General features: G+C 71.9%; 26 protein-coding genes. 7 read left to right on the forward strand and 19 right to left on the reverse strand.

The window, feature by feature from the left end:
* Window positions 1–91: 91 nt before the first annotated feature.
* Complete coding sequence (locus tag AB0B98_RS13125) at window positions 92–1,483, reverse strand: phosphatidate cytidylyltransferase (protein ID WP_357362671.1); 1,392 nt, start codon at window positions 1,481–1,483, stop codon at window positions 92–94.
* Between the two features lie 382 nt (window positions 1,484–1,865).
* Between AB0B98_RS13125 and AB0B98_RS13130 the strand changes: the two genes are divergently transcribed.
* Entirely contained in the window at window positions 1,866–2,309 is a 444-nt protein-coding gene (locus AB0B98_RS13130) for a hypothetical protein (RefSeq protein ID WP_357362672.1), read from the forward strand.
* Between the two features lie 52 nt (window positions 2,310–2,361).
* Here the strand turns inward: AB0B98_RS13130 and frr are convergent, their stop codons facing one another.
* The 5 genes from frr to AB0B98_RS13155 all read right to left on the reverse strand — a co-directional run bounded on the left by frr (window position 2,362) and on the right by AB0B98_RS13155 (window position 7,304).
* The gene (frr, locus tag AB0B98_RS13135; RefSeq protein WP_088946658.1) at window positions 2,362–2,919 is read right to left on the reverse strand and encodes a ribosome recycling factor; all 558 of its coding nucleotides are present in this window, start codon (window positions 2,917–2,919) and stop codon (window positions 2,362–2,364) included.
* Window positions 2,920–3,002: 83 nt separating this feature from the next.
* Window positions 3,003–3,770, reverse strand: coding sequence for a UMP kinase (gene pyrH / locus AB0B98_RS13140; RefSeq protein ID WP_238671702.1), 768 nt, complete (start codon window positions 3,768–3,770; stop codon window positions 3,003–3,005).
* A 161-nt stretch (window positions 3,771–3,931) separates the two neighbouring features.
* Window positions 3,932–4,759, reverse strand: coding sequence for a translation elongation factor Ts (gene tsf, locus AB0B98_RS13145; protein WP_112588474.1), 828 nt, complete (start codon window positions 4,757–4,759; stop codon window positions 3,932–3,934).
* Between the two features lie 134 nt (window positions 4,760–4,893).
* A complete protein-coding gene (rpsB, locus tag AB0B98_RS13150; protein ID WP_238671701.1) occupies window positions 4,894–5,805 on the reverse strand; it encodes a 30S ribosomal protein S2 in 912 nt (303 codons plus the stop codon).
* Between the two features lie 434 nt (window positions 5,806–6,239).
* Window positions 6,240–7,304, reverse strand: a complete 1,065-nt coding sequence (locus AB0B98_RS13155; RefSeq protein WP_357362675.1) for a hypothetical protein — start codon at window positions 7,302–7,304, stop codon at window positions 6,240–6,242.
* 204 nt (window positions 7,305–7,508) lie between these two features.
* Here AB0B98_RS13155 and AB0B98_RS13160 point away from each other — a divergent pair, with 204 nt between their 5' ends.
* The 5 genes from AB0B98_RS13160 (at window position 7,509) to AB0B98_RS13180 (ending at window position 13,309) form a co-directional block, all read left to right on the forward strand.
* On the forward strand, window positions 7,509–7,868 hold the full coding sequence (locus tag AB0B98_RS13160) for a YraN family protein (protein WP_238671699.1): 360 nt from the start codon (window positions 7,509–7,511) through the stop codon (window positions 7,866–7,868).
* Window positions 7,869–7,898: 30 nt separating this feature from the next.
* On the forward strand, window positions 7,899–9,416 hold the full coding sequence (locus tag AB0B98_RS13165; RefSeq protein ID WP_357362677.1) for a YifB family Mg chelatase-like AAA ATPase: 1,518 nt from the start codon (window positions 7,899–7,901) through the stop codon (window positions 9,414–9,416).
* The gene (dprA, locus tag AB0B98_RS13170; protein WP_357362679.1) at window positions 9,413–10,627 is read left to right on the forward strand and encodes a DNA-processing protein DprA; all 1,215 of its coding nucleotides are present in this window, start codon (window positions 9,413–9,415) and stop codon (window positions 10,625–10,627) included. Before AB0B98_RS13165 ends, dprA begins: the two co-directional genes overlap by 4 nt.
* Before the next feature lie 341 nt (window positions 10,628–10,968).
* Window positions 10,969–12,051: a tyrosine recombinase XerC gene (locus tag AB0B98_RS13175; RefSeq protein ID WP_357362681.1), complete on the forward strand. Its 1,083-nt coding sequence runs from the start codon at window positions 10,969–10,971 to the stop codon at window positions 12,049–12,051.
* Between the two features lie 76 nt (window positions 12,052–12,127).
* Entirely contained in the window at window positions 12,128–13,309 is a 1,182-nt protein-coding gene (locus AB0B98_RS13180) for an aminotransferase class V-fold PLP-dependent enzyme (protein ID WP_357362683.1), read from the forward strand.
* Here the strand turns inward: AB0B98_RS13180 and AB0B98_RS13185 are convergent.
* Both AB0B98_RS13185 and AB0B98_RS13190 read right to left on the reverse strand, forming a co-directional pair.
* Entirely contained in the window at window positions 13,230–13,931 is a 702-nt protein-coding gene (locus tag AB0B98_RS13185) for a M23 family metallopeptidase (RefSeq protein WP_357362685.1), read from the reverse strand. The two genes, AB0B98_RS13180 and AB0B98_RS13185, sit on opposite strands and share 80 nt — an antisense overlap.
* A gap of 142 nt (window positions 13,932–14,073) precedes the next feature.
* Entirely contained in the window at window positions 14,074–14,520 is a 447-nt protein-coding gene (locus tag AB0B98_RS13190) for a DUF4240 domain-containing protein (RefSeq protein ID WP_357362761.1), read from the reverse strand.
* 146 nt (window positions 14,521–14,666) lie between these two features.
* Between AB0B98_RS13190 and AB0B98_RS13195 the strand changes: the two genes are divergently transcribed.
* A complete protein-coding gene (locus AB0B98_RS13195; RefSeq protein ID WP_357362687.1) occupies window positions 14,667–15,809 on the forward strand; it encodes a sulfite oxidase in 1,143 nt (380 codons plus the stop codon).
* 63 nt (window positions 15,810–15,872) lie between these two features.
* Here AB0B98_RS13195 and AB0B98_RS13200 read toward each other — a convergent pair whose 3' ends face one another.
* The 11 genes from AB0B98_RS13200 to AB0B98_RS13250 form a co-directional block, all read right to left on the reverse strand.
* Window positions 15,873–16,196, reverse strand: a complete 324-nt coding sequence (locus AB0B98_RS13200) for a DUF2469 domain-containing protein (RefSeq protein ID WP_007075222.1) — start codon at window positions 16,194–16,196, stop codon at window positions 15,873–15,875.
* Window positions 16,193–17,005 (reverse strand): ribonuclease HII, encoded by an 813-nt coding sequence (locus tag AB0B98_RS13205; RefSeq protein WP_238671691.1) that lies wholly within the window; start codon window positions 17,003–17,005, stop codon window positions 16,193–16,195. Before AB0B98_RS13205 ends, AB0B98_RS13200 begins: the two co-directional genes overlap by 4 nt.
* Entirely contained in the window at window positions 16,999–17,484 is a 486-nt protein-coding gene (locus AB0B98_RS13210; protein ID WP_357362763.1) for an NUDIX domain-containing protein, read from the reverse strand. The genes AB0B98_RS13205 and AB0B98_RS13210 overlap by 7 nt, the downstream gene beginning before the upstream one ends.
* 47 nt (window positions 17,485–17,531) lie before the next feature.
* Window positions 17,532–18,167, reverse strand: a complete 636-nt coding sequence (gene lepB / locus AB0B98_RS13215) for a signal peptidase I (RefSeq protein ID WP_357362689.1) — start codon at window positions 18,165–18,167, stop codon at window positions 17,532–17,534.
* 10 nt (window positions 18,168–18,177) lie between these two features.
* Complete coding sequence (gene lepB, locus AB0B98_RS13220; RefSeq protein ID WP_238671689.1) at window positions 18,178–19,047, reverse strand: signal peptidase I; 870 nt, start codon at window positions 19,045–19,047, stop codon at window positions 18,178–18,180.
* A 183-nt stretch (window positions 19,048–19,230) separates the two neighbouring features.
* Window positions 19,231–19,587, reverse strand: coding sequence for a 50S ribosomal protein L19 (gene rplS / locus AB0B98_RS13225; protein ID WP_030335223.1), 357 nt, complete (start codon window positions 19,585–19,587; stop codon window positions 19,231–19,233).
* 143 nt (window positions 19,588–19,730) lie between these two features.
* The gene (gene trmD, locus AB0B98_RS13230; RefSeq protein WP_124817732.1) at window positions 19,731–20,504 is read right to left on the reverse strand and encodes a tRNA (guanosine(37)-N1)-methyltransferase TrmD; all 774 of its coding nucleotides are present in this window, start codon (window positions 20,502–20,504) and stop codon (window positions 19,731–19,733) included.
* An 11-nt stretch (window positions 20,505–20,515) separates the two neighbouring features.
* A complete protein-coding gene (gene rimM / locus AB0B98_RS13235; protein WP_357289497.1) occupies window positions 20,516–21,070 on the reverse strand; it encodes a ribosome maturation factor RimM in 555 nt (184 codons plus the stop codon).
* Window positions 21,070–21,330 carry an RNA-binding protein gene (locus tag AB0B98_RS13240; protein ID WP_186718042.1) on the reverse strand — a complete coding sequence of 87 codons (261 nt, stop codon included), beginning with the start codon at window positions 21,328–21,330 and terminating at the stop codon, window positions 21,070–21,072. Before AB0B98_RS13240 ends, rimM begins: the two co-directional genes overlap by 1 nt.
* Window positions 21,305–21,781, reverse strand: coding sequence for a 30S ribosomal protein S16 (gene rpsP, locus AB0B98_RS13245; protein WP_357362691.1), 477 nt, complete (start codon window positions 21,779–21,781; stop codon window positions 21,305–21,307). The genes AB0B98_RS13240 and rpsP overlap by 26 nt, the downstream gene beginning before the upstream one ends.
* 229 nt (window positions 21,782–22,010) lie before the next feature.
* Entirely contained in the window at window positions 22,011–22,631 is a 621-nt protein-coding gene (locus tag AB0B98_RS13250) for a DUF402 domain-containing protein (RefSeq protein WP_357362693.1), read from the reverse strand.
* Window positions 22,632–22,646: the final 15 nt, after the last annotated feature.

Below are 22,646 nucleotides of genomic sequence, written 5' to 3' on the forward strand. Positions count from 1 at the left end.
TGTCACGCCGTCGGCGGCGGCTGCCGCTCCGGAGGTGTCGAACGGGCCGCGACCACCACAGCCGGATGACCAGGTCGCCGTGATTCATACCTCAGCCCACCACCGGCACGAAGACCGCCAACAGCAGGTAGGCCGTCGGCACAGCGAACAGGATCGAGTCCAGTCGGTCCATCAGACCGCCGTGGCCGGGCAACAGGTTGCTCATGTCCTTCACGCCGAGATCCCGCTTGATCATCGACTCGGCCAGGTCGCCGAGGACCGCCGCGCAGGAGACGGCCACCCCGAACAGCGCACCCCACCAGGGGGCCACCTCGAACATCAGCCACAGCAGCAACGCCCCACCCAGGGCCGCCGCGGTGACCGAGCCGGCGAAGCCCTCCCAGGACTTCTTCGGGCTGATCGACGGGGCCATCGGGTGACGGCCGAAGGAGACCCCGGCCGCGTACCCACCGGTGTCGGAGAGGACCACCCCGATCAGCGTGGCCAGGATGCGCAGGCGCCCATCGCCGGGGGCCGCCGCCAGCAACGCCGCGAAACCGGCGAGGAACGGCACGTAGACGGCGATCAGGGTGGCCGCGGTGAGATCCCGCTGGAAGCCGGCCGGCCCGTCACCCAACCGCCAGATCATGGTGCCCAGCACTGTGACCAGCAGCCCCAGGCTGAGCGCGTCCGGGCCGGCGTACCAGGCCAGACCCACTGTCAACACGCCGCCGGCGATCAGTGGCACCAGCGGCGGGTGCGCGCCGCTGCGGCGTACCGCGCGGGCCATCTCCCAGATGCCGATGGCGACCGCGGCGGCGATCACCGGCAGGAATGCCAACGGATAGAAGACCAGCGGCACCACGATCAACGCGCCGAGGCCGAGCCCGACCCCGATCGCCGCGGGAAGGTTGCGCCCGGCCCGCCCGGTGCCCACCTGCTGGGTGGCCGGCCGGTCGAGGCTGGCCCGACGTCGCCCCTTCGACCGTCGACCCGTGGTCGGCTCCGGCTCGGCCGTCGGCTCCAGCTCCGGCCCGATCTCGGCCCCGATGGGCGCCAGCTGCGCGGTCGGGTAATCGGTGTCGTCAGGGCGGACCGGCCCGTCGAACGGTCCCGGGCCGCCGTACCTGCCAGGCTCGTCGAAACGCGGGACACCGCCGCGGGGCGGGGCACCCTCCGGACCGCTGGACGCGCGGTCGCCGTACCGGTCACCGCGACCCCGGTCGTCGTACCGGTCGGGCTGGTTGCGGTCGTCGACGCGCCGGTCACGGTCGTCGAAGCGGTCATCCGGGCGGACCGGGCGGCCACGCTCGTCGTACGGGTCCGCAGGGTGCGGGTCGGCGTACGGCCGGGCGTGCGGGTCGGCGTACAGCTCAGGGCCGGCGGCCGGACGGCGGCTCCACTGGCCGGCCTCCAGCTCCTGGTCCGGCCAGGGCAGCGCCACCGGGCGCTCCGGCCGGTCCCAGCCGCGAGGCTCGCTGCCGTAGGGGTCGGGGTGGGACATCACGCACCGCGAAGCGGCACGAGAACCACCACATGACGCAAGACCACAAGCATCCCCTACACGTGCGATGTTCCTCCGATTGACCGCCCCGACGGTCGGTCGATCCCCGGTGTTCACCACCCGGTGGCCGGGAATCCTGCCGAGCCTACTGCACACGCCGGATCGGCACGGCGGACGAGGCACGCCCACGGACGCCACCCGGCGCCGCCGGCCCGCCGGCCAGCGACGCACACCCATCCGGTACGGCAGACCGCAGGCGATCCGCAGCCGTCGATCCGACTCGTCCGGTGCGCGATCGAGTACTGAGCGCACCCGCCCGGCGTGGTCCGCTGGTGCCGCGCCGGCGCCAGCCCGCGCTCCGGAACGGGGGAAGGGCACTCACATGTACAAGTTCGGTCTCGCGGTGCTGACGGTGGCCGCCATGGTCCTGGGAGCAGGGTCACCGGCCGCCGCCACCACGGCACTGACCAGGATCACCATCGACCGCCACACCAGCGAGCTGTACCCGTTCGAGCCGCCCGTCGGCGAGCCGGGAGTGACGTACCCGGCGGCAGCGGTCACCGCCACCGCCCGGAACTGCCCGGCCGGCATCGTCCTCATGTCGGCCTCGCTGGTGCAGGACGGCCTGCCGACACTCTGGGCCACCGGGGGGCACGGCGCCGGCGAGATCCTCTGCGACGGCGGCACCGTCGAACTCGGAATGGCGTTCGCCCGGATCGCTCCGGCGCTGCACCCCGGCCGGGCCACCGCCCACTTCTCGCTGCGCGACTCGGACACCGGCGAGCAGTTCGCCGAAAGCACCAGGACCGTCTGGATCCCCTGCTGACCTATGGAACGAGGCCCGTTCCCGACGTCGGGAACGGGCCTCGGAGCATGGGTCACACCTCGAGCAGCTCGGTTTCCTTGTGCTTCACCAGGTCGTCGATGCTGGCCACGTACCGCTGGGTCAGGTCGTCGAGCTCCTTCTCGGCGCGGCGACCGTCGTCCTCGCCGGCCTCGCCGTCCTTGACGATCCGGTCCAGCTCCTCCTTGCCACGGCGGCGGACGTTGCGGATCGCCACCTTGGCCTCCTCGCCCTTGTGCCGAGCCACCTTGATCATGTCGCGGCGGCGTTCCTCGGTCATCTGCGGGAGCAGGATGCGCAGCTGGTTGCCCTCGTTGTTCGGGTTGACCCCGAGGTCCGAGTCGCGGATCGCCTTCTCCATGGCGTTGATCTGCGAGTTGTCGTACGGCTTGATGATGGCCATCCGCGGCTCGGGAACCGCGATGGACGCCATCTGCGTCAGCGGCGTGGGCGTGCCGTAGTAGTCGATGATGACCTTGGAGAACATGGCGGCGTTGGCGCGACCGGTACGGATGGCGCCGAACTCCTCCTTGGCGTGCTCAACCGCACGCTCCATCTTCTCCTCGGCCTCGAGGAGGGTGTCGTCGATCACCGGTCTCCTCGCCTCCTTCTGTGCTCGTGGTGGGCTCTGCTGAAAGTCGTCAGACCGCTGTCGTCGTCGCCGGTCGGCGGGGTTCAGGCGGTGATCAGGGTGCCGATCTTGTCGCCACCCACAGCGCGGATGATGGTGTCCTCACCCTGCGCGCCAAAGACCAGCATCGGCAGGCCGTTCTCCATGCAGAGGCTGAACGCCGCAGCGTCGGCCACCCGCAGGTTGCGGCGCAGCGCCTCGGAGAAGGTGATCGAGTCGAGCTTGCTGGCGGTGGGGTCGATCCGCGGGTCGGCGGTGTAGACGCCGTCCACGCCGTTCTTGCTCATCAGCACCACGTCGGCCCGGATCTCCAGCGCCCGCTGGGCGGCCACCGTGTCAGTGGAGAAGTACGGCATTCCGGCGCCGGCGCCGAAGATGACCACGCGGCCCTTCTCCAGGTGCCGGATGGCCCGCAGCGGGATGTACGGCTCGGCGACCTGGGCCATCGTGATGGCGCTCTGCACCCGGGTCTCGATGCCCTCCTTCTCCAGGAAGTCCTGGAGCGCGAGGCAGTTCATCACGGTGCCGAGCATGCCCATGTAGTCGGCGCGGGCCCGGTCCATCCCGCGCTTCTGCAGCTCCGCGCCGCGGAAGAAGTTGCCTCCGCCGACCACCACGGAGACCTGCACGCCGCGGCGGACCACTGTGGCGATCTGCCGGGCGATGGCCTGGACGACGTCCGGGTCGACGCCGATCGCGCCGCCACCGAAGACCTCACCGGAGAGCTTCAGCACCACCCGGCGGGCACGCCCCGGCGGCGGTGCCGTCGGATCGTCCAGCTCCAGCGTCCGGTCACTCACAACCTGCGTCATCCGCCCCGCCCTTCCCCACGCGCACGCCCCGTGCGGCGCGTACCGCGAACCTGCCGCTGCCGACCCTATGTGACGAGGAGGCCGCGGTGCCTGTCACGTACACCGGCGGCCTCCTCGTTGACGTCTTCTGCCCACGGGCGCGCGTGGCGCCCGGTGGCGGCTCAGGCCTGGCCGACCTCGAACCGCACGAAGCGGGTGACCTCGATGCCGGCCTCGGCCAGCAGCTGCTTCACCGACTTCTTGTTGTCAGAGACGGACGACTGCTCGATCAGGACGAAGTCCTTGAAGAAGGAGTTGACCCGACCCTCGATGATCTTCGGCAGAGCCGCCTCGGGCTTGTTCTCCTCGCGGGCGGTCTGCTCGGCGATGCGCCGCTCGGACTCGACGACCTCAGCCGGAACCTCGTCCCGGGTGAGGTACTTCGGCCGCATCGCGGCGATCTGCATTGCCACACCACGGGCGTCGGCGTCGCCGGCCTCGTCGGTCTTGCCGGTGTACGACACCAGCACACCGACCGCCGGCGGCAGGTCCTGGGCCTTGCGGTGCAGGTAGACGGCGGTGGTGCCCTCGACCCGGGCGAACCGGTTGAGGACCAGCTTCTCGCCGATCTTGGCGGACTGCTCCTGGATCAGGTCCGCGACGACCTTGCCGTCGAGCTCGGTGGCGAGCAGCTCCTCGGCGGAGTTCACGCCAGCGCGCTCACCGTGCTCGACCAGCTGCTGGCCCAGCGCGATGAACGACTCGGTCTTGGCGACGAAGTCGGTCTCGCAGTTGAGCTCGAGCAGCGCCTTGCCGGAGTGGGCGACCAGGCCGTTCGCGGCCGTACGGCCGGCCCGCTTGCCGACGTCCTTGGCGCCCTTGACGCGCAGGATCTCGACGGCCTTGTCGAAGTCGCCCTCGGCCTCGGTCAGCGCCTTCTTGCTGTCCATCATGCCGGCGCCGGTGAGGTCGCGGAGCTTCTTGACGTCCGCGGCGGTGATTTGGGACATGGCTCTCTCTTCGGTGTTGAGACGGCGTGTGGATGGTCAGAGGTGCCGGTTACCCGGATCCGGGCGGATCGTGCCCGGCGTACCGTCGCTGCCCGCCGTTCGCGAAAACGGACGGCAGGGCAGCGACGGTGCGATCACTCCGCGGTCGCGGCCGCCGGCTGCTCGGTGGCGGCCTGCGCCGGCTGCTCCGGGGTGGCGGGCTGCTCGGTGGCGGCAGCGGCGGGCTGCTCGGCCGGGGCGGCCGGAGTGGCCGACTCGTCGGCCTTCTTCGGCTCAAGCAGCTCGCGCTCCCACTCGGTCAGCGGCTCGTCGCTCGCGACACCCTCGGGCTTCTCGTCGTTGCCCCGGCGACGGCCGGAACGCGCGATCAGACCATCCGCGACGGCGGCGGCGACGACCTTGGTCAGCAGCTCCGCCGACCGGATCGCGTCGTCGTTACCCGGGATCGGGAAGTCGACCTCGTCCGGGTCACAGTTGGTGTCCAGCACCGCGATCACCGGGATGCCCAGCTTGCGGGCCTCGTCGACGGCGATGTGCTCCTTCTTGGTGTCGACGATCCAGACCGCGGCGGGAAGCTTCTGCATGTCCCGCAGGCCACCGAGGGTGCGGGTCAGCTTGATCTTCTCGCGGGAGAGCTGCAGGGTCTCCTTCTTGGTGTAACCGGCGGCGGTGCCGCTGAGGTCACCCAGGCCCTCCAGCTCCTTCATCCGCTGGAGCCGCTTGTAAACGGTCTGGAAGTTGGTCAGCATGCCACCGAGCCAGCGGTGGTTGACGTACGGCTGGCCGACCCGGGTCGCCTGCTCGGCAATCGCCTCCTGGGCCTGCTTCTTGGTGCCGACGAACAGGATGCTGCCACCCTCGGCGACGGTCCCACGCACGAACTCGTACGCCTTCTCGATGTACTCGAGGGTCTGGCGCAGGTCGATGATGTAGATGCCGTTGCGCTCGGTCATGATGAAGCGCTTCATCTTCGGGTTCCAGCGCCGGGTCTGGTGCCCGAAGTGGACACCGCTCTCCAGCAGCTGACGCATGGTCACGACGGCCATGGTTGGGGTACTCCTCAAGGTCCCTGGTTGTCACGCCCGGCCGGTGGCCGGGCGTCCTGGCGCCTGGTCGCCGACCCATGGTGGACCCGATCAAGATCGGGACCAGGGAGGCCGTCGCTCCACGACGATTCGTGAAGAGGGCGCGCGAGGTCGACCGCACGAGGCGGTCGCCAGTTGGCCAGTGTACGCCCCTCACCCGTTCAGCCGCCCCGGGGTGCGCGTGGCGTGCTGCTCCGCCGCTCCGCCGCTCGCTCGCGGGCGTCGGCGCGATCGCGGGCGTCGGCGCGATCGCGGGCGTCGGCGCGATCGCGGGCGTCGCCGGGAAGATCGCGCTGGTTCGTGGAAATAGTGGCCTCCGCGTCGCCGGATGCCACTATTTCCTGGTTGTTGTCCGAATCATCAGCGCGCACCCGGCCGCTGGCGGGCCGGTCGGGTCAGCCGGCGGCGAGCGCGGCGGTCACGAACAGCACCAGGCCGACGGTCAGGTAGGCCGTCGGTGGGCGCAGCCAGCCCCGACCGTTGTCGGCGAGCGCCAGACCTCCGGTTCGGAGCCCGTACAGCCCGGTCGCGAAGATCGGCAGTCCGGCGACCAGGGCGATACCCGCCACCACGTTCCCGGCATCCACGGGGTCGCCGGTCACACCCGCCAGCAGCACCCGCAACGCGGGAACCTCGAAGACCAACACCAACAGAGCGAAGAGTACGGCCAGCACCGGTCGGCGGGTCCGATAGACGCCGTCGGCGGCCGGCGGATACACCGGCGGCTCACCTGTGGGCAGGTCGGGGCGCGGGCCGATCCCGGGCATCGGGCCGGTAGGCATCTCCAGCGGGTGCGGCGTGTCGCCGCCACCCCGGGTGGGCTCGATGATCGGGTACCCGGCGAGCGGAGCGGGACGAGCCTGGTCAGCGAGCACGCCGGCCGACTCTGTCGCCGCGCTGTCGCGGGTGGTGTCAGGTGCCGCGCTGGTCACCGGAGATCCCGCAGTGGTCGTCTCGCGGGCGGCCCGGCGTCCGGGCAGCTCACCAGAAATCTCCGAGGGGTCCCGGTCCGCCCGCCGCGATCGGGTGGCCCGGTAACCGTCCACCTCCGGCCGGGCGGCACCCAACGGGTCGACAGCGCCGAAACGCCCCGAATCAGCCTCGCTCGCCCCGAACCGACCAGTCTGATCGTCCAGGACGCCGAAGCGACCGGAGTCCGGCTCCGGCGTACCGAAGCGGCTCGCGTCGACGGCGCTCAGACGACCCGAGTCCGACTCCGGCGTACCGAAGCGGCTCGCGTCGACGGCGCCGAAGCGTCCCGAGTCCGGCTCGCGGCGGCGGCCGACTCCGGTGTCCTCGACGGAGCGGCCGTCTTCCGCGCCACGCTGCTCGGGGACCTCACCGTCCCGGTACCGCGCTTCGCCCGCGCCACGCCACTCCGACTCGCCGTAACCGCGACCCCGCTCGTCGGGGTACCAGCGCGGCTCCTGATCTTCCGGAAAACTCCGTCGTCCGTCCACGTCAGGCACCGTATGCGACCGGCCACGCCCGCGCCATTTCAGCCCGGTCGGCCGCGCCGCCGATCGTCCGGGACAGCGCGGACACGAGTCGCGCCGTAGCACAGCGCCGGCATGATCGTCCGACTGTCCACAGCACCCCCGTTGTCCACAGGCGGGCCGCCGCCGGGTCGCGGCGGTCACCCTCCGGCGGGCACCGTGCCGGCCATGACGAAGCGGAACCAGGCGGTTGGCGCGTACGGCGAGCAGTGTGCGGCCCGGCACCTGACCGAGGCGGGGCTGCGCCCTATCGCCCGAAACTGGCGCTGCCCGGCCGGGGAGATCGACATCATCGCGTGGGACGGACCCGTGCTCGCCTTCTGCGAGGTGAAGACCCGACGGGGTGAGGCCTTCGGCACCCCGGCCGAGGCGGTGGTGCCGGCCAAGGCCCGCCGTCTGCGGGGGCTCGCCGCGCGGTGGCTGACCGAGACCGGCACGACCGCCGAGGAGGTGCGCTTCGACGTGCTGTCGGTGCGGCTGCCCGACGCCGGTCCGGCGCAGGTCGACCACCTCAAGGGCGCGTTCTGACATGCGTACCCGGAGGATTGGTGACGCGCCGTGAGCTACGCGAAGGTGCTCTGCGTGGGGCTGGTCGGGGTGACCGGCCACCTCGTCGAGGTGGAGGCCGACCTGGCCGCCGGTCTGCCGGCGGTGGTGATCTCCGGCCTGCCGGACACCGCCCTGCACGAGGCCCGCGACCGGGTCCGCGCCGCAGTGGTCAACTCCGGCCAGCGCTGGCCCAACCGGCGGATCACCCTCAACCTGCTGCCCGCCACGCTGCCGAAGTTCGGGTCGGCCTTCGATCTGGCCATCGCCGCGGCGCTGCTGGGTGGCTCGGGTGAGTTGCCGCTGCTCCCCCTGGAGGGGGTGGTGGTCCTCGGCGAACTGGGGCTCGACGGGACGGTCCGGCCGGTGCGCGGCGTACTCCCGATGGTCGCCGCCGCAGCCCAGGCCGGCGTCGCTCGGGTGATCGTCCCGGTCGGCAACGCCGCCGAGGCCGCCGTCATCCCGGGGGTACGGGTGCGAGCGGTGGACACCCTGCACCGGCTCGTCGCCTTCGTTCGGGACGGGACCCCGCTCATCGAACCACCGGCGGACATCCCGGAGCCACCGGCCGGTGGCCCGGATCTCGCCGACGTCGCCGGCCAGCAACTGGGTCGGCGCGCCCTGGAGGTCGCAGCGGCCGGCGGGCACCACGTGGCGCTGCTCGGCCCCCCGGGCGCCGGCAAGACGATGCTCGCCGAACGACTGCCGTCGATCCTGCCCGAGCTTGACGACGACGCGGCGCTGGAGGTCACCGCGCTGCACTCGGTCGCCGGGCTGCTGCCGCCGGGTGGTCGGCTGCTGCGTCGCCCGCCGTTCCAGGCGCCGCACCACACCGCGACAGTGCCGTCGCTGGTCGGGGGCGGCTCGGGGCTGGCCCGACCCGGCGCGGTGTCGCTGGCGCATCGCGGGGTGCTCTTCCTGGATGAGGCTCCTGAGTTCAGCAAGGGCGCGCTGGAGGCGCTGCGCCAGCCGCTGGAGCACGGCCGCATCCAGCTCAGCCGCAGCGGGGGCAGCACCGTGTACCCGGCCCGGACCCAGTTGGTCCTGGCGGCCAACCCGTGTCCGTGCGCCCAGCCGGCCGGCAACGCTCGCTGTGAGTGCAGCCCGCTGGTCCGCCGCCGCTACCTGGGGCGGCTCTCCGGGCCGTTGCTCGACCGGATCGACGTTCAGGTACAGCTGATGCCGGTGCGGGCGGCCGAGTTGATGGCGACCGACAGCGTCGAGCCCTCGGCGACTGTCGCCGCCCGGGTGGCGGCGGCCCGGCAGGCAGCCGCCGCCCGCTGGGCCGACCTCGGTCGACGGCTCAACGCCGAGGTGGAAGGTCCCCACCTGCGCCGACCGCCGTGGCGGCTGCCGGCCCGGGTCACCGTGGAGTTGCGTGGCCGGCTCGACTCCGGCTCGCTGTCGGCGCGCGGCTTCGACCGGGTGATCCGGATGGCCTGGACCATCGCTGATCTGGACGGTCGCGACCGACCTGACCAGGACGACGTCCGGGAAGCGCTTCAACTACGGACGGGGGAGGTGGCGTGAGCGCCGAGGACGAACGAAGGCTGGCCCGGGTCGCCCTGACCTGGTTGGCGGAGCCGGGCACGCGCGCTGTGCATCACCTTGTCGAACGACACGGTCCGGTGGAGACCCTGGCTCTGCTGCTCGACGGCGGCAGTCCGGACGGCTGGCTGCACACCACTGTCGCCGCACGCTCGGCGTCCGGCGACGCGCGGGCGGTGGCCGCGGAGGCGCTGGAGCGGGCGGACCGACTGGGTGCTCGACTGGTCACGCCGGACGACGAGGAGTGGCCGGCCCAGGTCGCCAGCCTGGCCGCGATGCGGCTGCCGGACGTCAGCCGCCGGGTGGACTGTGAGACCGCCCCGCCGCTCTGCTTCTGGGTACGCGGGAGCTGGCCGCTCGGCGAGGCTCTGGACCGTTCGGTGGCAGTGGTCGGGGCGCGGGCGGCCACCGGCTATGGGCAGCACGTCGCGACCGAGTTGGGGTACGGCTTGGCGGAGCGGGACTGGACTGTCGTGTCCGGTGGCGCGTTCGGCATCGACGCCGCCGCCCACCGGGGCGCACTCACCGCTGGCGGTCTGACCGTCGCGGTGCTCGCCTGCGGGCTCGACCGTCCGTACCCGATGGGCAACGCCGCGCTCTTCGACCGGATCGCCGAGACGGGGCTGCTGCTCAGCGAGTGGCCGCCCGGAGCCGAGCCGCTGCGGCCCCGGTTCCTGATCCGCAACCGGGTGATCGCCGCAGGCACCCGGGGCACCGTCGTGGTGGAGGCGTCGGCGCGCAGTGGCGCGACGCAGACCGCGCGGCGAGCCATCCACGCCAGTCGGGTGGCCATGGTGGTGCCAGGGCCGGTGACCTCGGCGATGTCCGTCGGCGCGCACGAGTTCCTGCGCGAGCAGTCCAAGGCCCGACTGGTCACCGGGGTCGCGCACGTGCTGGAGGAGGTAGGTCGGATCGGCGTGGACCTGGCCCCGCTGGCACGTGGACCGCAGCGGGCCACCGACGCGCTGGACGACGACGCGCTGTCGCTGCTGGAGGCGCTGCCCCGCCGAGGCGCGATGGGAGTGGACCGGCTCTCCGCACGCGCCGGCGTCGACGTCCGGACCGCGTTGCGCAAGCTGTCGCTGCTGGAGGAGCTGTCCATGGTGGTCCGTCGCGACGACGGCTACACCCTCGTCGCACCAGCCAAACAGAAGCGTGCGGCGGCGGAGACGTCCGGTCGACCTGTTGCCTGAGCGGATGCGTCACCGCCGCCCGGCCGAGGTGGTCGTCCGGGATGCCGGTGCCCTCTCGCGGTCGGGATCCCGGCCAGCCGATACTGCCGGTACCGTGCCCGGTCATGGGTGCAATCAAGCCGTGGCACATCAGCGTGCTCTGCTGTCTCGTCGTGACCGCCGTGCTCGTTGTCGGCTTGGTCGTGTTCCTGATCAAGAAGAACAACCGCCGGTAGTCGCGGGTGGACATCGGCGCCGTCGTGTCCGGTGGCGGAGGCGGACCGGCCGTAGGCTGGTGCCGTGTCAGCCGTCAGTGAGGGTGCCGGGGCCGAGGAACCGGCCGGCACGTCGGCGCGGCCACGATGAGCCGCCCGGACCGGGGCACCCGGGCCATGCACCAGGCGCTCCCGCCAGCGTTGCGCGACGCTGTCGACGACTTCGCCGAACACCTGTCCCGGGTCCGTAACCGCTCGGCGCACACCGTCCGCGCGTACGTCACCGATCTGGTCTCGCTGCTCGACCACGCCGTCCGGATGGGCTGCGTCGACCTCGCCGAGCTGGACCTGTCGGTGCTTCGCAGTTGGCTGGCGCGGCAGCGCACCACGGGTGCGGCCCGCACGTCGTTGGCCCGGCGGGCCGCGTCGGCGCGGGCATTCAGCGCCTGGGCACACCGGGCCGGCCTGCTCCCCGCCGACGTGGGCGCCGCGCTGGCCAGCCCTCGCGCGCACCGGGACCTGCCCAGCGTGCTGCGTGCCGACCAGGCCGCCGCTCTGGTCGAGGCACCGTCCCGGCAGGCACCGCCCGCCAGCCCGGGAGACCCGGACCCAGCCCGCACGGACGCGAGACGCACGAACCAGGCGCGCACGCACGTAGCCCACCGGGACACCGAGCCCACGGACCCAGCCGCCGGGCCGGCCTCGATCGCGACGGAGGAGACCGAAGCGGTGCCGCTACGGGACCGGGTGCTGCTGGAGCTGCTCTACGCCACCGGCGTACGGGTCAGCGAGGCGTGTGGGTTGGACGTCGGGGATGTCGACCACGGCCGGCGGGTGATCCGGGTGTTCGGCAAGGGCGGGCGGGAGCGTTCGGTGCCGTACGGGGTGCCCGCCCAGCGGGCGTTGGACGACTGGCTGCGCCGGGGCCGCCCGGTGATGGTGGGCGCCCGCTCCGGCGACGCGCTGCTGCTGGGTGCCCGGGGTGGTCGGCTCAACCCGACGACCGCACGTCAGATTGTCGGTGCGTACGCAGAGGCCGCCGGGCTCCCCCGGACCAGCCCGCACGATCTGCGCCACTCCGCGGCCACCCACCTTCTGGAGGGTGGCGCGGATCTTCGCGCCGTGCAGGAACTGCTCGGCCACTCGTCGCTGGCGAGCACACAGATCTACACCCACGTCTCGGTCGAGCGGCTGCGTACCGCCTACCGGCAGGCGCACCCGCGCGCCTGATCAAGGGCCGGAGGGACCGCACGCCCGCCTGATCAAGGGCCGGAGGGCGTGCGAGCGTGGCGGTTACGATCATCAAGTGAGCGTCCCGAATCCTCCTGAGCCGATCCCGGGCGCCCGCCTGCTCTTCTCCCTGGACCCGGCGGTCAGCCACCTCAACCATGGCTCGTTCGGCGCGGTGCCGATCGGCGTGCAGCGCGCCCAGCAGCGGCTGCGCGACGAGATGGAGGCGAACCCGCTGCGCTTCTTCACCCAGGGGCTGGTGGACAGGATCGCGCACACCCGCCGGCACCTCGCAGCGTTCCTGGGCGCCGACCCGGACGGCAGCGCCCTGGTGGGCAACACCACCACCGGCGTCGCAGTGGTGCTCCAGTCGGTTGGCCTCAAGGCCGGCGACGAGGTGCTGAGCACCGACCACGGGTACGGGGCGGTGAGCCTGGCCATTCAGCGCGAGTGCCGCCGCACCGGCGCTGTCAGCCGGGTCCTGCCGATCCCCCTGGCTGCCACCGATGAGCAGATCGTGCAGAGCATCCGCGCCGGCCTGCGCCCCGGGCGGACCCGGTTGCTCGTCGTCGACCAGCTCACCTCGGCCACCGCGAAGCTCTTCCCGGTGGCCGCCGTCGTCGGGGTGGCCCGCGAACACGGCGTGCCGGTCCTGGTGGACGCCGCGCACGCCCCGGGCATGCTGCCCACGGCGGTGGCCAGCATCGGCGCGGACTTCTGGGTGGGCAATCTGCACAAGTGGGCGTACGCCCCGCGCGGGACCGCCCTGCTGGCGGTGGCGCCGCAGTGGCGGGACCGGATTGAGCCGCTGGTGGTGTCGTGGGAGCAGGAGTCGGGTTTCCCGGCCCGGCTCGAGTGGCAGGCGACGCTGGACTACACGCCCTGGCTGGCCGCCCCGGCGGGCCTGTTCACGATGCGCAGTCTGGGCGTCGACCGGGTGCGGGCGCACAACGCCGCGCTCGCCGCGTACGGCCAGCGGGTGGTGGCGGACGCCCTGGGGGTGGCCCCCGCCGACCTGCCGGAACCCGGCGGGCCGGGGGTGGCGCTGCGCCTCATCCCCCTGCCGGCCGGCACGGGCACCACGATCGACGCGGCGCGGGCGTTGCAGGCGCGGATCGGTGAGCGACTCGCCGCCGAGGTGGCGGTGATGAGCTGGAACGGCCGGGGGTGGCTGCGGCTCACCAGCCAGGTCTACAACGCCACCGACGAGTACGAACGGCTGGCCGCACGGCTGCCGGCACTGCTCGCCCAGCGCTGACCGGACGGCCGGGAGCGGACACCGCGACCGGACCGACCGGGAGCAGCCGAACCTGGCCGAGGCCGAGCAGGGCCAGCGGGTCGAGGTATTCCTCGCCCCGGCGCAGGCCCCAGTGCAGGCACGCCTCGGCCGGGCACCCCGGATGCCCGGGCAGCAGCTCGCCCAGCGGCGCGCCGGCGGTGACCGGCTGGCCGGGGCGTACGCCGGGTTGGACCGGCTCGTGGGTGGTCCGCAGCCCGTCGGCGTGCGCCACGGTGACCACCGGTCGACCGGCCACCAGACCGGCGAAGAGCACGGTGCCCGGCCCGGCACTCCGCACCACCGCTCCAGCGGGAGCGGCCAGGTCGACGCCTCGATGGCCAGGCAGCCACTGTCGCGGCGGCGGGTCGAACCGGCGCACCGGACGGGGCGGCCCGTCGAGCGGCCAGCGAAACCGCCCGGCGGGCGGCGGGGCGACGGTCGGCTCCCCCAGGGCCGCTACCGGCACGGTCGGGGTCGGTGGTTGACCGGGCACCGCCGCTACCAGCACCGCCAGCCCGCAGAGCTGGACGGTCAGCGCCAGCGGGAGCGCGGCGCAGAGCAGCACGGTGCGGCGGATCGAACGGGCGGATGGCTGTCGCATGACGGCAGCCTCAGGCCGACGCTGGGTCGTCAGCCAGCCCGGCCGACGAGGCTGTGGACAACCGGAGGCGCTGTGGACGACCACCCGACGCCCTCGATGATCTGCTATGCCCGGACGCTGAGCCGACACCTGACAGACCAGGTCACCACCACTGTTCGTTGGACCCGGTCTCGTAGTCGTACTCCTCGACGTGCTCCCACTCCTGCCCGGTCGCTTTCTGGTAGGCGTTGGACGGGACGTCAAGAAGCGATTCCGCGTGGGCGGCCTCGTCGGTGGTGAAGCGCGCGAACGCCGCCGGATCGACCAGTACGGCATCGAACGCCGCTGGTCCGGCCACCACCACCGCGCAACGGGCGTACAGGAAACTGTCATCGGACAGACGGTCGCCGCCGGGCAGGACGGTCTGAGCGAGCATCCGACGGTCCAGTTGGTAGAGCGTGAACGCGAGCGTCTCCGCGAAGCCGATGATCCGCTCCACCGGCTCTTCCGCCAGCACGGCGGTCAACCGCTCGTACGGCCCGTCGTCGTGCGCCTCGGGCCGGCCGCCCAGCACCGCGACGAGCCGCCAGAATTCCTCATCCGCAATCATCACAACCCTCAATGATCACTCGGCCGAACCGGTACCGACTCACCACCCCCGCGCGGCCGTAGCTCCGGTGTCGTTCTCGGGTCGCCACGCAGGGCCTAGGCTGGGCCGCGTACGGCGGGTGCCGCCGTCTGTGCCGGGGAGGCCGCATGACCACTCTCGATGACCGGACGTCGTCCCCCACCGGGCCCACTGTGACCGAGGTGAGCGGCCCGTCCCGGCTCGCGGAGCCGGACGAGAGGATCAGCGCCGAGGAGTTGCAGCTCGCGGCCCGCAACCACGGCATCCCGTTGGAGGCGCTGCGCTACGACGTCACCCCGGCCGGGCTGCACTACCTGCTGATCCACTACGACATCCCGGAGCTCGACCCGGCGACGCACACGTTGACCGTCGGAGGTGCGGTGGACAGTCCGTTGACGGTCACCCTCGCCGACCTGCGCGAACGGCCTCGCGTCACCCGGCAGGTGACGCTGGAGTGCGCCGGCAACGGCCGGGCCCTGCTGCACCCCCGGCCGGTCAGCCAGCCCTGGCTGGTCGAGGCGGTCGGCAACGCGGAGTGGACCGGGACCCCCCTCGCTCCGCTGCTGCGGGAGGCGGGCGTCGGCCCGGACGCGGTGGACGTGGTCTTCACCGGCGCCGATCACGGTGTGGAGCGCGGGATCGAGCAGGACTACCAGCGGGCGCTTCCGGTCGCCGACGCGCTGCGCGAGGAGGTGCTGCTGGCGTACGAGATGAACGGCGCTCCCCTGCTGCCGCAGCACGGGGCGCCGCTGCGGCTGATCGTGCCGGGCTGGTACGGCATGGCGCACGTGAAGTGGGTCCACTCGATCGAGCTGCGGACCGAGCCGTTCGAGGGGTACCAGAACGCGGTGGCCTACCGGTTACGCCGGGACGCGGACGACCCGGGCGTGCCGGTCACCCGGATCGAGCCACGGGCGCTGGTCCGTCCACCCGGGTTCCCCGACTTCATGTCCCGCCGTCGGGTGCTGCGACAGGGCCCGTGCACGCTGGATGGTCGGGCGTGGTCGGGGCACGCCCCGGTGGTCGCCGTGGAGGTGACCACCGACGGTGGGCAGAGCTGGGCGCCGGCCGTGCTGGACCCGGCGGACGCGGGGGACTTCGCCTGGCGGCGCTGGCGGCACGAGTGGGTCGCCACCCCCGGCCGGTACGTGCTCGGCGCGCGGGCGACCGACGCGTCCGGGCGGACCCAGCCGGTCGAGCAACAGTGGAACCGTGGCGGCTTCGCCAACAACATGGTGCAGCGGGTCGAGGTGGTGGTGCCGGCCGAGTGATCGGCGGCGGGTGTCACGCCACGGGTGGGGGGCCCGTGGCACGGCCCGGCGGCTCGGGTGCGCTCAGCCGCCGAAGCCGGAGTCGGCGGGCAGTGAGATGTCGGGCTTCTCCAGCTCCTCGACGTTGACGTCCTTGAACGTCATCACCCGGACGTTCTTCACGAAGCGGGCAGGACGGTACATGTCCCACACCCAGGCGTCGTGCATCTCGACCTCGAAGTAGACCTCGCCGTCGGAGTTACGCACGTGAAGGTCGACCTGGTTGGCCAGGTAGAACCGACGCTCCGTCTCCACCACGTAGGAGAATTGGCGGACAATGTCGCGGTACTCCCGGTAGAGCTGCAGCTCCATCTCGGTCTCGTACTTCTCGAGATCTTCCGCGCTCATCGCACTCCGCCTTCCATGGCCACATCTTCCCCCACCGGCGTCGGAGGCCGAGGCTGCTCGCCCAACGCCACGCCGACGGTACCCCCTGACGCCCACGAGCGCTCCATCGGCTCATCCGGGCCGTGGCCGCCGGGCCGTCGGGCGCGCGGCGGCCGGCCGTCGCGGCCGGAGACCGCGGCGACATTGACGTACGAGAACCGGTGCTCACGGCACGGCCCGTGCTCCCGCAGCGCCGCCGAGTGCTCCGGGGTGATGTAGCCCTTGTGCTCGGCGAAGCCGTACGCCGGGAACACCCCGTCCAACTCCACCATGAGGCGGTCCCGGGTGACCTTGGCCAGCACACTGGCCGCCGCCACACACGCGGCCACCCGGTCGCCCTTCCACACCGCCAACCCGGGCACACCCAGGCCGTCCACGCCGAACCCGTCGGTCAGCACGTACTCCGGGCGGGTGGTGAGCGAGGCGAGCGCCCGGCGCATCGCGGCCAGGTTGCACACGTGCAGACCCCGGGCGTCGACCTCCTCGGCCGGGATGACCACCACGGCGTACGCGAGTGCGGTGTCCACGACCTCCGCGTACACGCGTTCCCGGCTGGCCGGGGTGAGCAGCTTCGAGTCGGCCAGCCCTTCGATCTCGCCGCGCCGCCCCTCGGGCAGCACCGCCGCGGCGGCGACCAGCGGACCGGCACACGCCCCGCGGCCCGCCTCGTCGGCCCCGGCGACGTGCCGGAAGCCACGCCGCTGCAACGCCCGCTCCAGGGCGTACAGGCCGGCCTCGCGACGCACCACGGTGCGCGGCGGGGTCAGCACGACGCCTCGCCGTGGCCGGCGGTGGTCGACAGCCCCAGCCGGGCCAGCAGGGCGGGCAGTTCGGGCGGGTAGAACCGGTCACCGCTGGCCGCCAGCTCGCCTGGATCCCACCAGCGGTGGTCGGCGATGCTGCGTCGCTCGATGTCGTTGAAGCCCGTGGTGTCCACCTGCCAGGAGTCCACCCGGAAGCTGAAGAAATCCTGCTCCTGGCGGTACCAGATGCCGTCGAAGGAGAAGTCGGTCGCGTCGGACCAGACCGGCTCGCCCAACTGGGCCGGGTCGAGTCGCAGACCGGTCTCCTCGGCCAACTCACGGGCGGCGCCCGCTGCCGGCGCCTCCCCCGGATCGAGCCCACCGCCTGGGGTGAACCAGTAGCGGTGCCCGGGTCGGGCCGGGTCGAAGCCCTTGAACAGCAGGACCCGGCCGGCCGCGTCGACGAGCAGCACGCGGGCCGCGCGTCGAGGGGTGTAGACGGTCACCGCACCAGCCTGCCAGACCGACTGCCGATCGCCCACGCCCCGTCGGCCTACGGCTTGGGAATGCCGTCGAAGCCGTCAGGCACCGTCAGCCAGGTGGCCCGGTTGAACGGCCAGAAGACGGTGAACGCCCGCCCGACCACGTCGTCCTCGGGGATGGTGGCCTCGGTGATGTTCTGCTGGGACTGCTGCCAGTGCTCCAGTGAGTCGCCGGAGGCGGAGCGGTGGTCGCCCATCACCCACAGCCGGCCCTTCGGCACGGTGATGTCGAACTCCTGGTCGGCGGGCTTGTCGCGAATCCCGTCCATGGAGAAGATGTACGGCTCGTCCAGCGACTTGCCGTTGATCATCAGCCGTTCCTCGGGGTCGCAGCAGACCACGTGGTCGCCGGGGATGCCGATCACCCGCTTGATGAAGTCCTCACCGTCGGGGTTACCGCTCCACGCGGTCGGTGCCTTGAACACGATCACCTCGCCGCGGTGCGGTGACCGGAAGTCGTAGACCAGCTTGTTGACCAGCACCCGGTCATCGATCTTGAGAGTGTTTTCCATGGACGGGGAGGGGATGAAGAAGGTCTGCAGCACGAAGGCGCGGACCAGCACCGCGACCAGGATCGCCACACCCAGCAGGATCGGCAGTTCCTTCCAGAAGGAACTGCGCGGCTTGTCGGTCTGCTCGTCAATCACGCCAAGGAGCCTACGTTGCCCGGCTGGACGGCACCGTCCGGAACGCGCGGGAACCGCGTAGTGCGACTGCCAACGGAAGCATCAGCAGCGCACCGCCCTGCGGAGTCGGTCGCGCCGGAGTCGCACCGGGGGACGCCGTGGCCGGCCCGGAGACATCCTCGAACGTGGACGGCACCGACAGCGCGCTCCACCGCGACGACGGCCAGACCACCATGAAGGCCCGGCCGACCACGTTGTCGATCGGCACCGGCCCCTGGCAACGCGCATCCTGGGAGACCTCACGGTGGTCACCCATCACGAAGATCTGACCGGGTGGCACGACGATCTCGTCGAAGCGCCGGGAGCGACACTCCGCCGGGTTGGGTGGCAGGTCCAGGGGTGAGTCCCGCAGGACGTACGACTCGTTGAGCGGGATGCCGTTGACTGTCACCCGGCCCTGGCTGTCGCAGCACCTGACCCGGTCACCGGGGAGACCGATCACCCGCTTGATGAAGTCCTTCTCACCGGGGCGGCTCACCCCGACCAGGTCGCCGACGGTGCGGGCGAGCCGGCCGCCGACACCGGGCTTCGGCTGCTCGTCGACCTGTGGCGCCCAGCGGTCGGTGCCCCGGAAGACCACCACCTCGCCGCGCAGCGGGTCACGAACGTCGTAGACGACCTTGTTGACCAGCACCCGGTCACCGACGAGGAGGGTGTCCTCCATCGAGCCGGACGGAATGAAGAACGCCTGGAGCAGGAAGGTGCGGATCAGCACCGCGAGGCAGAAAGCGACCACCAGCAGCAGCGGCAGCTCCTGCCAGAGAGGCATCTGCCGGCGGGTGCGGCGAGCCCGTCGGCGCCACGGATCGACGGTGCCGTCCTCGTCAAGCGTCTGCACCACGCCACTCCCCGGTCCGCAGAAAACACCACCGCCCGGGAGCCTCGTCGAGGCTCCACGGGCGGTAGTGGACAACTGCCCGCCACCTGGGCGGGCCCGCCGCCTCGCTGCGCCCGTACCGACCAGGGTAGTGCGCTCTGGTCGTTACGGCATACGCGCAGCTCGGGCGGCGTGGCGAGCGGGAAGTCAGCTGGGCTGCTTCTCCCGCTTCTCCTTGATCTTGGCCTTCTTGCCGCGCAGCTCGCGCAGGTAGTAGAGCTTGGCGCGACGCACGTCACCGCGGGTCACGACCTCGATCCGGTCGATGCCCGGGCCGTTGAGCGGGTAGGTCCGCTCGACGCCGACACCGAAGCTGACCTTGCGGACCGAGAAGGTCTCGCGCAGACCGTCACCCTGGCGGCGGATCACGACGCCCTGGAAGATCTGGACACGGGACCGGTTGCCCTCGACGACGCGGGCGTGCACCTTGACGGTGTCACCGGCCCGGAAGTCGGGAAGGTCGGTCCGCTTCGACTGGGCGTCAAGGGCGTCCAGGATGTTCATCGCTGCGTCCTCGTAAGGCTCACGGCGCACCGTCACTCGGTGCGCGGGTGGGTGATTCTGATTCCCGGGTGGTGATCGGCGGACCGACCCCGGTCGGGGATCCTCGCAGCCGACCGCGGGCGCGGACGGATGCGGCAACCCCCCTACTTTGCCACATCTCCCGGTGGAGGTTGAAATCCGGCCTGGTCCAGGGCCGCGATGTCCCGTTTGTCGAGCCGATCGGCAGGCAGCGCGGCCAGCAGGTCCGGCCGGCGGGCGGCAGTTCGCAGCAGGCCCTCCTCGCGCCGCCAGCGGGCGATCTTGCCGTGGTCACCGGAGCGGAGCACCTCCGGCACGTCGTGCCCACGCCAACTCGGCGGCTTGGTGTAGATCGGCGCCTCCAGCAGCCCGTGCGCGTGCGACTCCTCGTCCAGCGAGCCCGCGTTGCCCAGCACCCCGGGCAGCAGCCGGGTGACCGCCTCCAGCATCACCAGGACCGCGACCTCGCCGCCGAAGAGCACGTAGTCACCGAGCGACACCTCGGTGACCGGCATCCGGGTGGCGGCGTGCGCCAGGACCCGCTGGTCGATCCCCTCGTAGCGGCCGCAGGCGAAGAGCAGATGCGACTCGGCCGCCAACTCGTACGCCATGGCCTGGGTGAAGGGGGCACCGGCCGGCGACGGCACCAGCAGCCTTGGCGGCGGGGCGTCGACCGGCGCGAGGGCGTCCAGTGCCTCACCCCACGGCTCGGGGCGCATCACCATTCCCGGCCCGCCACCGTAGGGGGTGTCGTCGACAGTGCGGTGCACGTCGTGGGTCCAGGTCCGCAGGTCGTGCACGGCGAGCTGGAGTACGCCGTTGGCCCGCGCCCGTCCGATCAGCGACAGGTCGAGCGGGGCGAAGTACTCCGGAAAGATCGACACGACGTCGACGCGCATGCGGGCTGGTCCTAAAGGTCGAGCAGTCCGGCTGGCGGGTCGACGATCACACGTCCACCGGCCAGGTCGACCTCCGGAACGATCGCCCGGACGAACGGGATCAACGCGGTACGCCCCTCGGGGCGCCGCAGCACCAGCAGGTCGGACGAGGGCGCGTGGTCGATGCGGGCGACCTCGCCCAGGCGTTCGCCGGCCGGGGTCACCACGGCCAGTCCGACCAGCTGATGGTCGTGGAACTCCTCCGGGTCGTCCGGTGGGGTCACGTCGGCGCTGTCCACCACGAGCAGGGTCCCGCGCAACGCCTCAGCGGTGTTGCGGTCCGGGATGCCCTCGAACGCGATCAGCACCCGACCCTGGTGGAAGCGGGATTCCTCGATGGTCAGCTCCGCGGGAACCCGGAACGGCACCCCGGGCTCATCGCTGGCTGGCGGGGGTGTCGCCCCCGGCTCAGTGCGCAGCACTGCACCGGGGGCGAACCGTGCCTCGGGCTCGTCGGTCCGCACTTCGACGGTGACCTCACCACGGACACCGTGCGGCTTGCCGATCCTGCCGACGACGAGCTGCATCAGTACGAGTCGACGATGTCGACGCGAACCCCGCGCCCGCCGATGGAGCCGATCACCTGGCGCAGCGCCTTGGCGGTCCGGCCGGACCGCCCGATCACAGTGCCGAGGTCCTCGGGGTGCACGCGGACTTCGAGCCGCTTGCCCCGACGGGAATCGACCAGCCGCACCCGGACGTCGTCCGGGTGGTCGACGATGCCCTTGACCAGGTGCTCCAACGCCGGACGCAGTGGCATGTCAGGCCTGCTCACCGGCGTCGGCAGCGGCCGGCGCCTCGGTCTTCGGAGCCTCGGCGGCCGGCGCCTCGGTCTTCGGAGCCTCGGCGGCCTTGGCGGCCTTCTTGGCCGGCTTGGCCGGGGTCTCCGGGGCGAGCCCGGCGGCGGCCTTCGCCTCAGCCTCGTACGCCGCCTTGCGGTCGGCCCGCTCGGGGGCGACCAGGAGCGGCGGCGGGGCCGGCAGGCCCTTGTACTTCTGCCAGTCACCGGTCAGCTCCAGCAGCCGCTGCACCGCCTCGCTCGGCTGAGCGCCGACGGACAGCCAGTACTGGACCCGCTCCGACTTGACCTCGATGATCGAGGGGTCTTCCTTGGGCTGGTAAACCCCGACGAACTCGATCGCCCGGCCGTCGCGCTTGGTGCGCGAGTCGGCGATGACGATGCGGTACTGCGGGTTGCGGATCTTGCCCATCCGCAGGAGCCGGATCTTTACGGCCACAGTTGTTTCGCTCCTGTTGCGATCTCACCGGCCCAAACGGGCGGTGTGCATGGGTGAGCGCCGACCGGCACAGTGGGGTTGGGCCGGAGACTACTCGGTGGACTGGCGACGTGCCCGGGTTAGAGGGCGCCGGACGCGCGCCGGATACCAGCGACCTATTCTGCCAGATCCGATGCCGATCTCCCGCATCGGACCCGTACACGGCGTTGTCGGTGACCTGGGATACCGCTCAGCGCACCGGCGGACGGTCCCACCCCGGTGGCATTTTGTCCGGTATGACCCATTCTGGCGGGGGTGTGAAGTCACACCAGGTGCCATCGAACGGGAACTCGCCGGCCTCGGCGAGCGCGATCACCCGCTCCCCCTCGGCGCGGACCGCCTTCTCGTCGGTCACCCAGTAGTCGGCGCCGAAGGCGAGCCGCTCGACGAACTCGCCCTCGTCCTTCCACTCCCAGCTGCGGTCCGGCCACACCACCACGTCCAGGTCCTGGTCCACCACGTCGACACCGGCCACCAGGCCGTCGTCCCAGCGGACACCGGGGTCCTCCAGGTTGACGTACCAGTGGGCGAACCGACCCTGGGCGTCGGAGAACCACCAGACGGAGTGCGCCGCCCCGGTGGGCAGGAACTTCAACAGCGGCGGGCCGTTCCAGCGCCCCTCCGCCAACCGGTACGTCGACGCGATCCACTCGACGAACGGCATCGCCCGCATCCCCAGCCCGGCCTCGGTCACCTCGTGGGCCACCGGCGAGTCCCGGGCGATCCAGACCAGCAAACCTCGATCGTCGTCGCTGACCACGCGGGCCGGCCGGACCCACCCGATCCGGCCGTGCCGCACATTCCGATGCATGATCAGCCGACCCGG

It is taken from the genome of Micromonospora sp. NPDC048947 (assembly GCF_040649495.1).
GTDB classification, from domain to species: domain Bacteria; phylum Actinomycetota; class Actinomycetes; order Mycobacteriales; family Micromonosporaceae; genus Micromonospora; species Micromonospora alfalfae.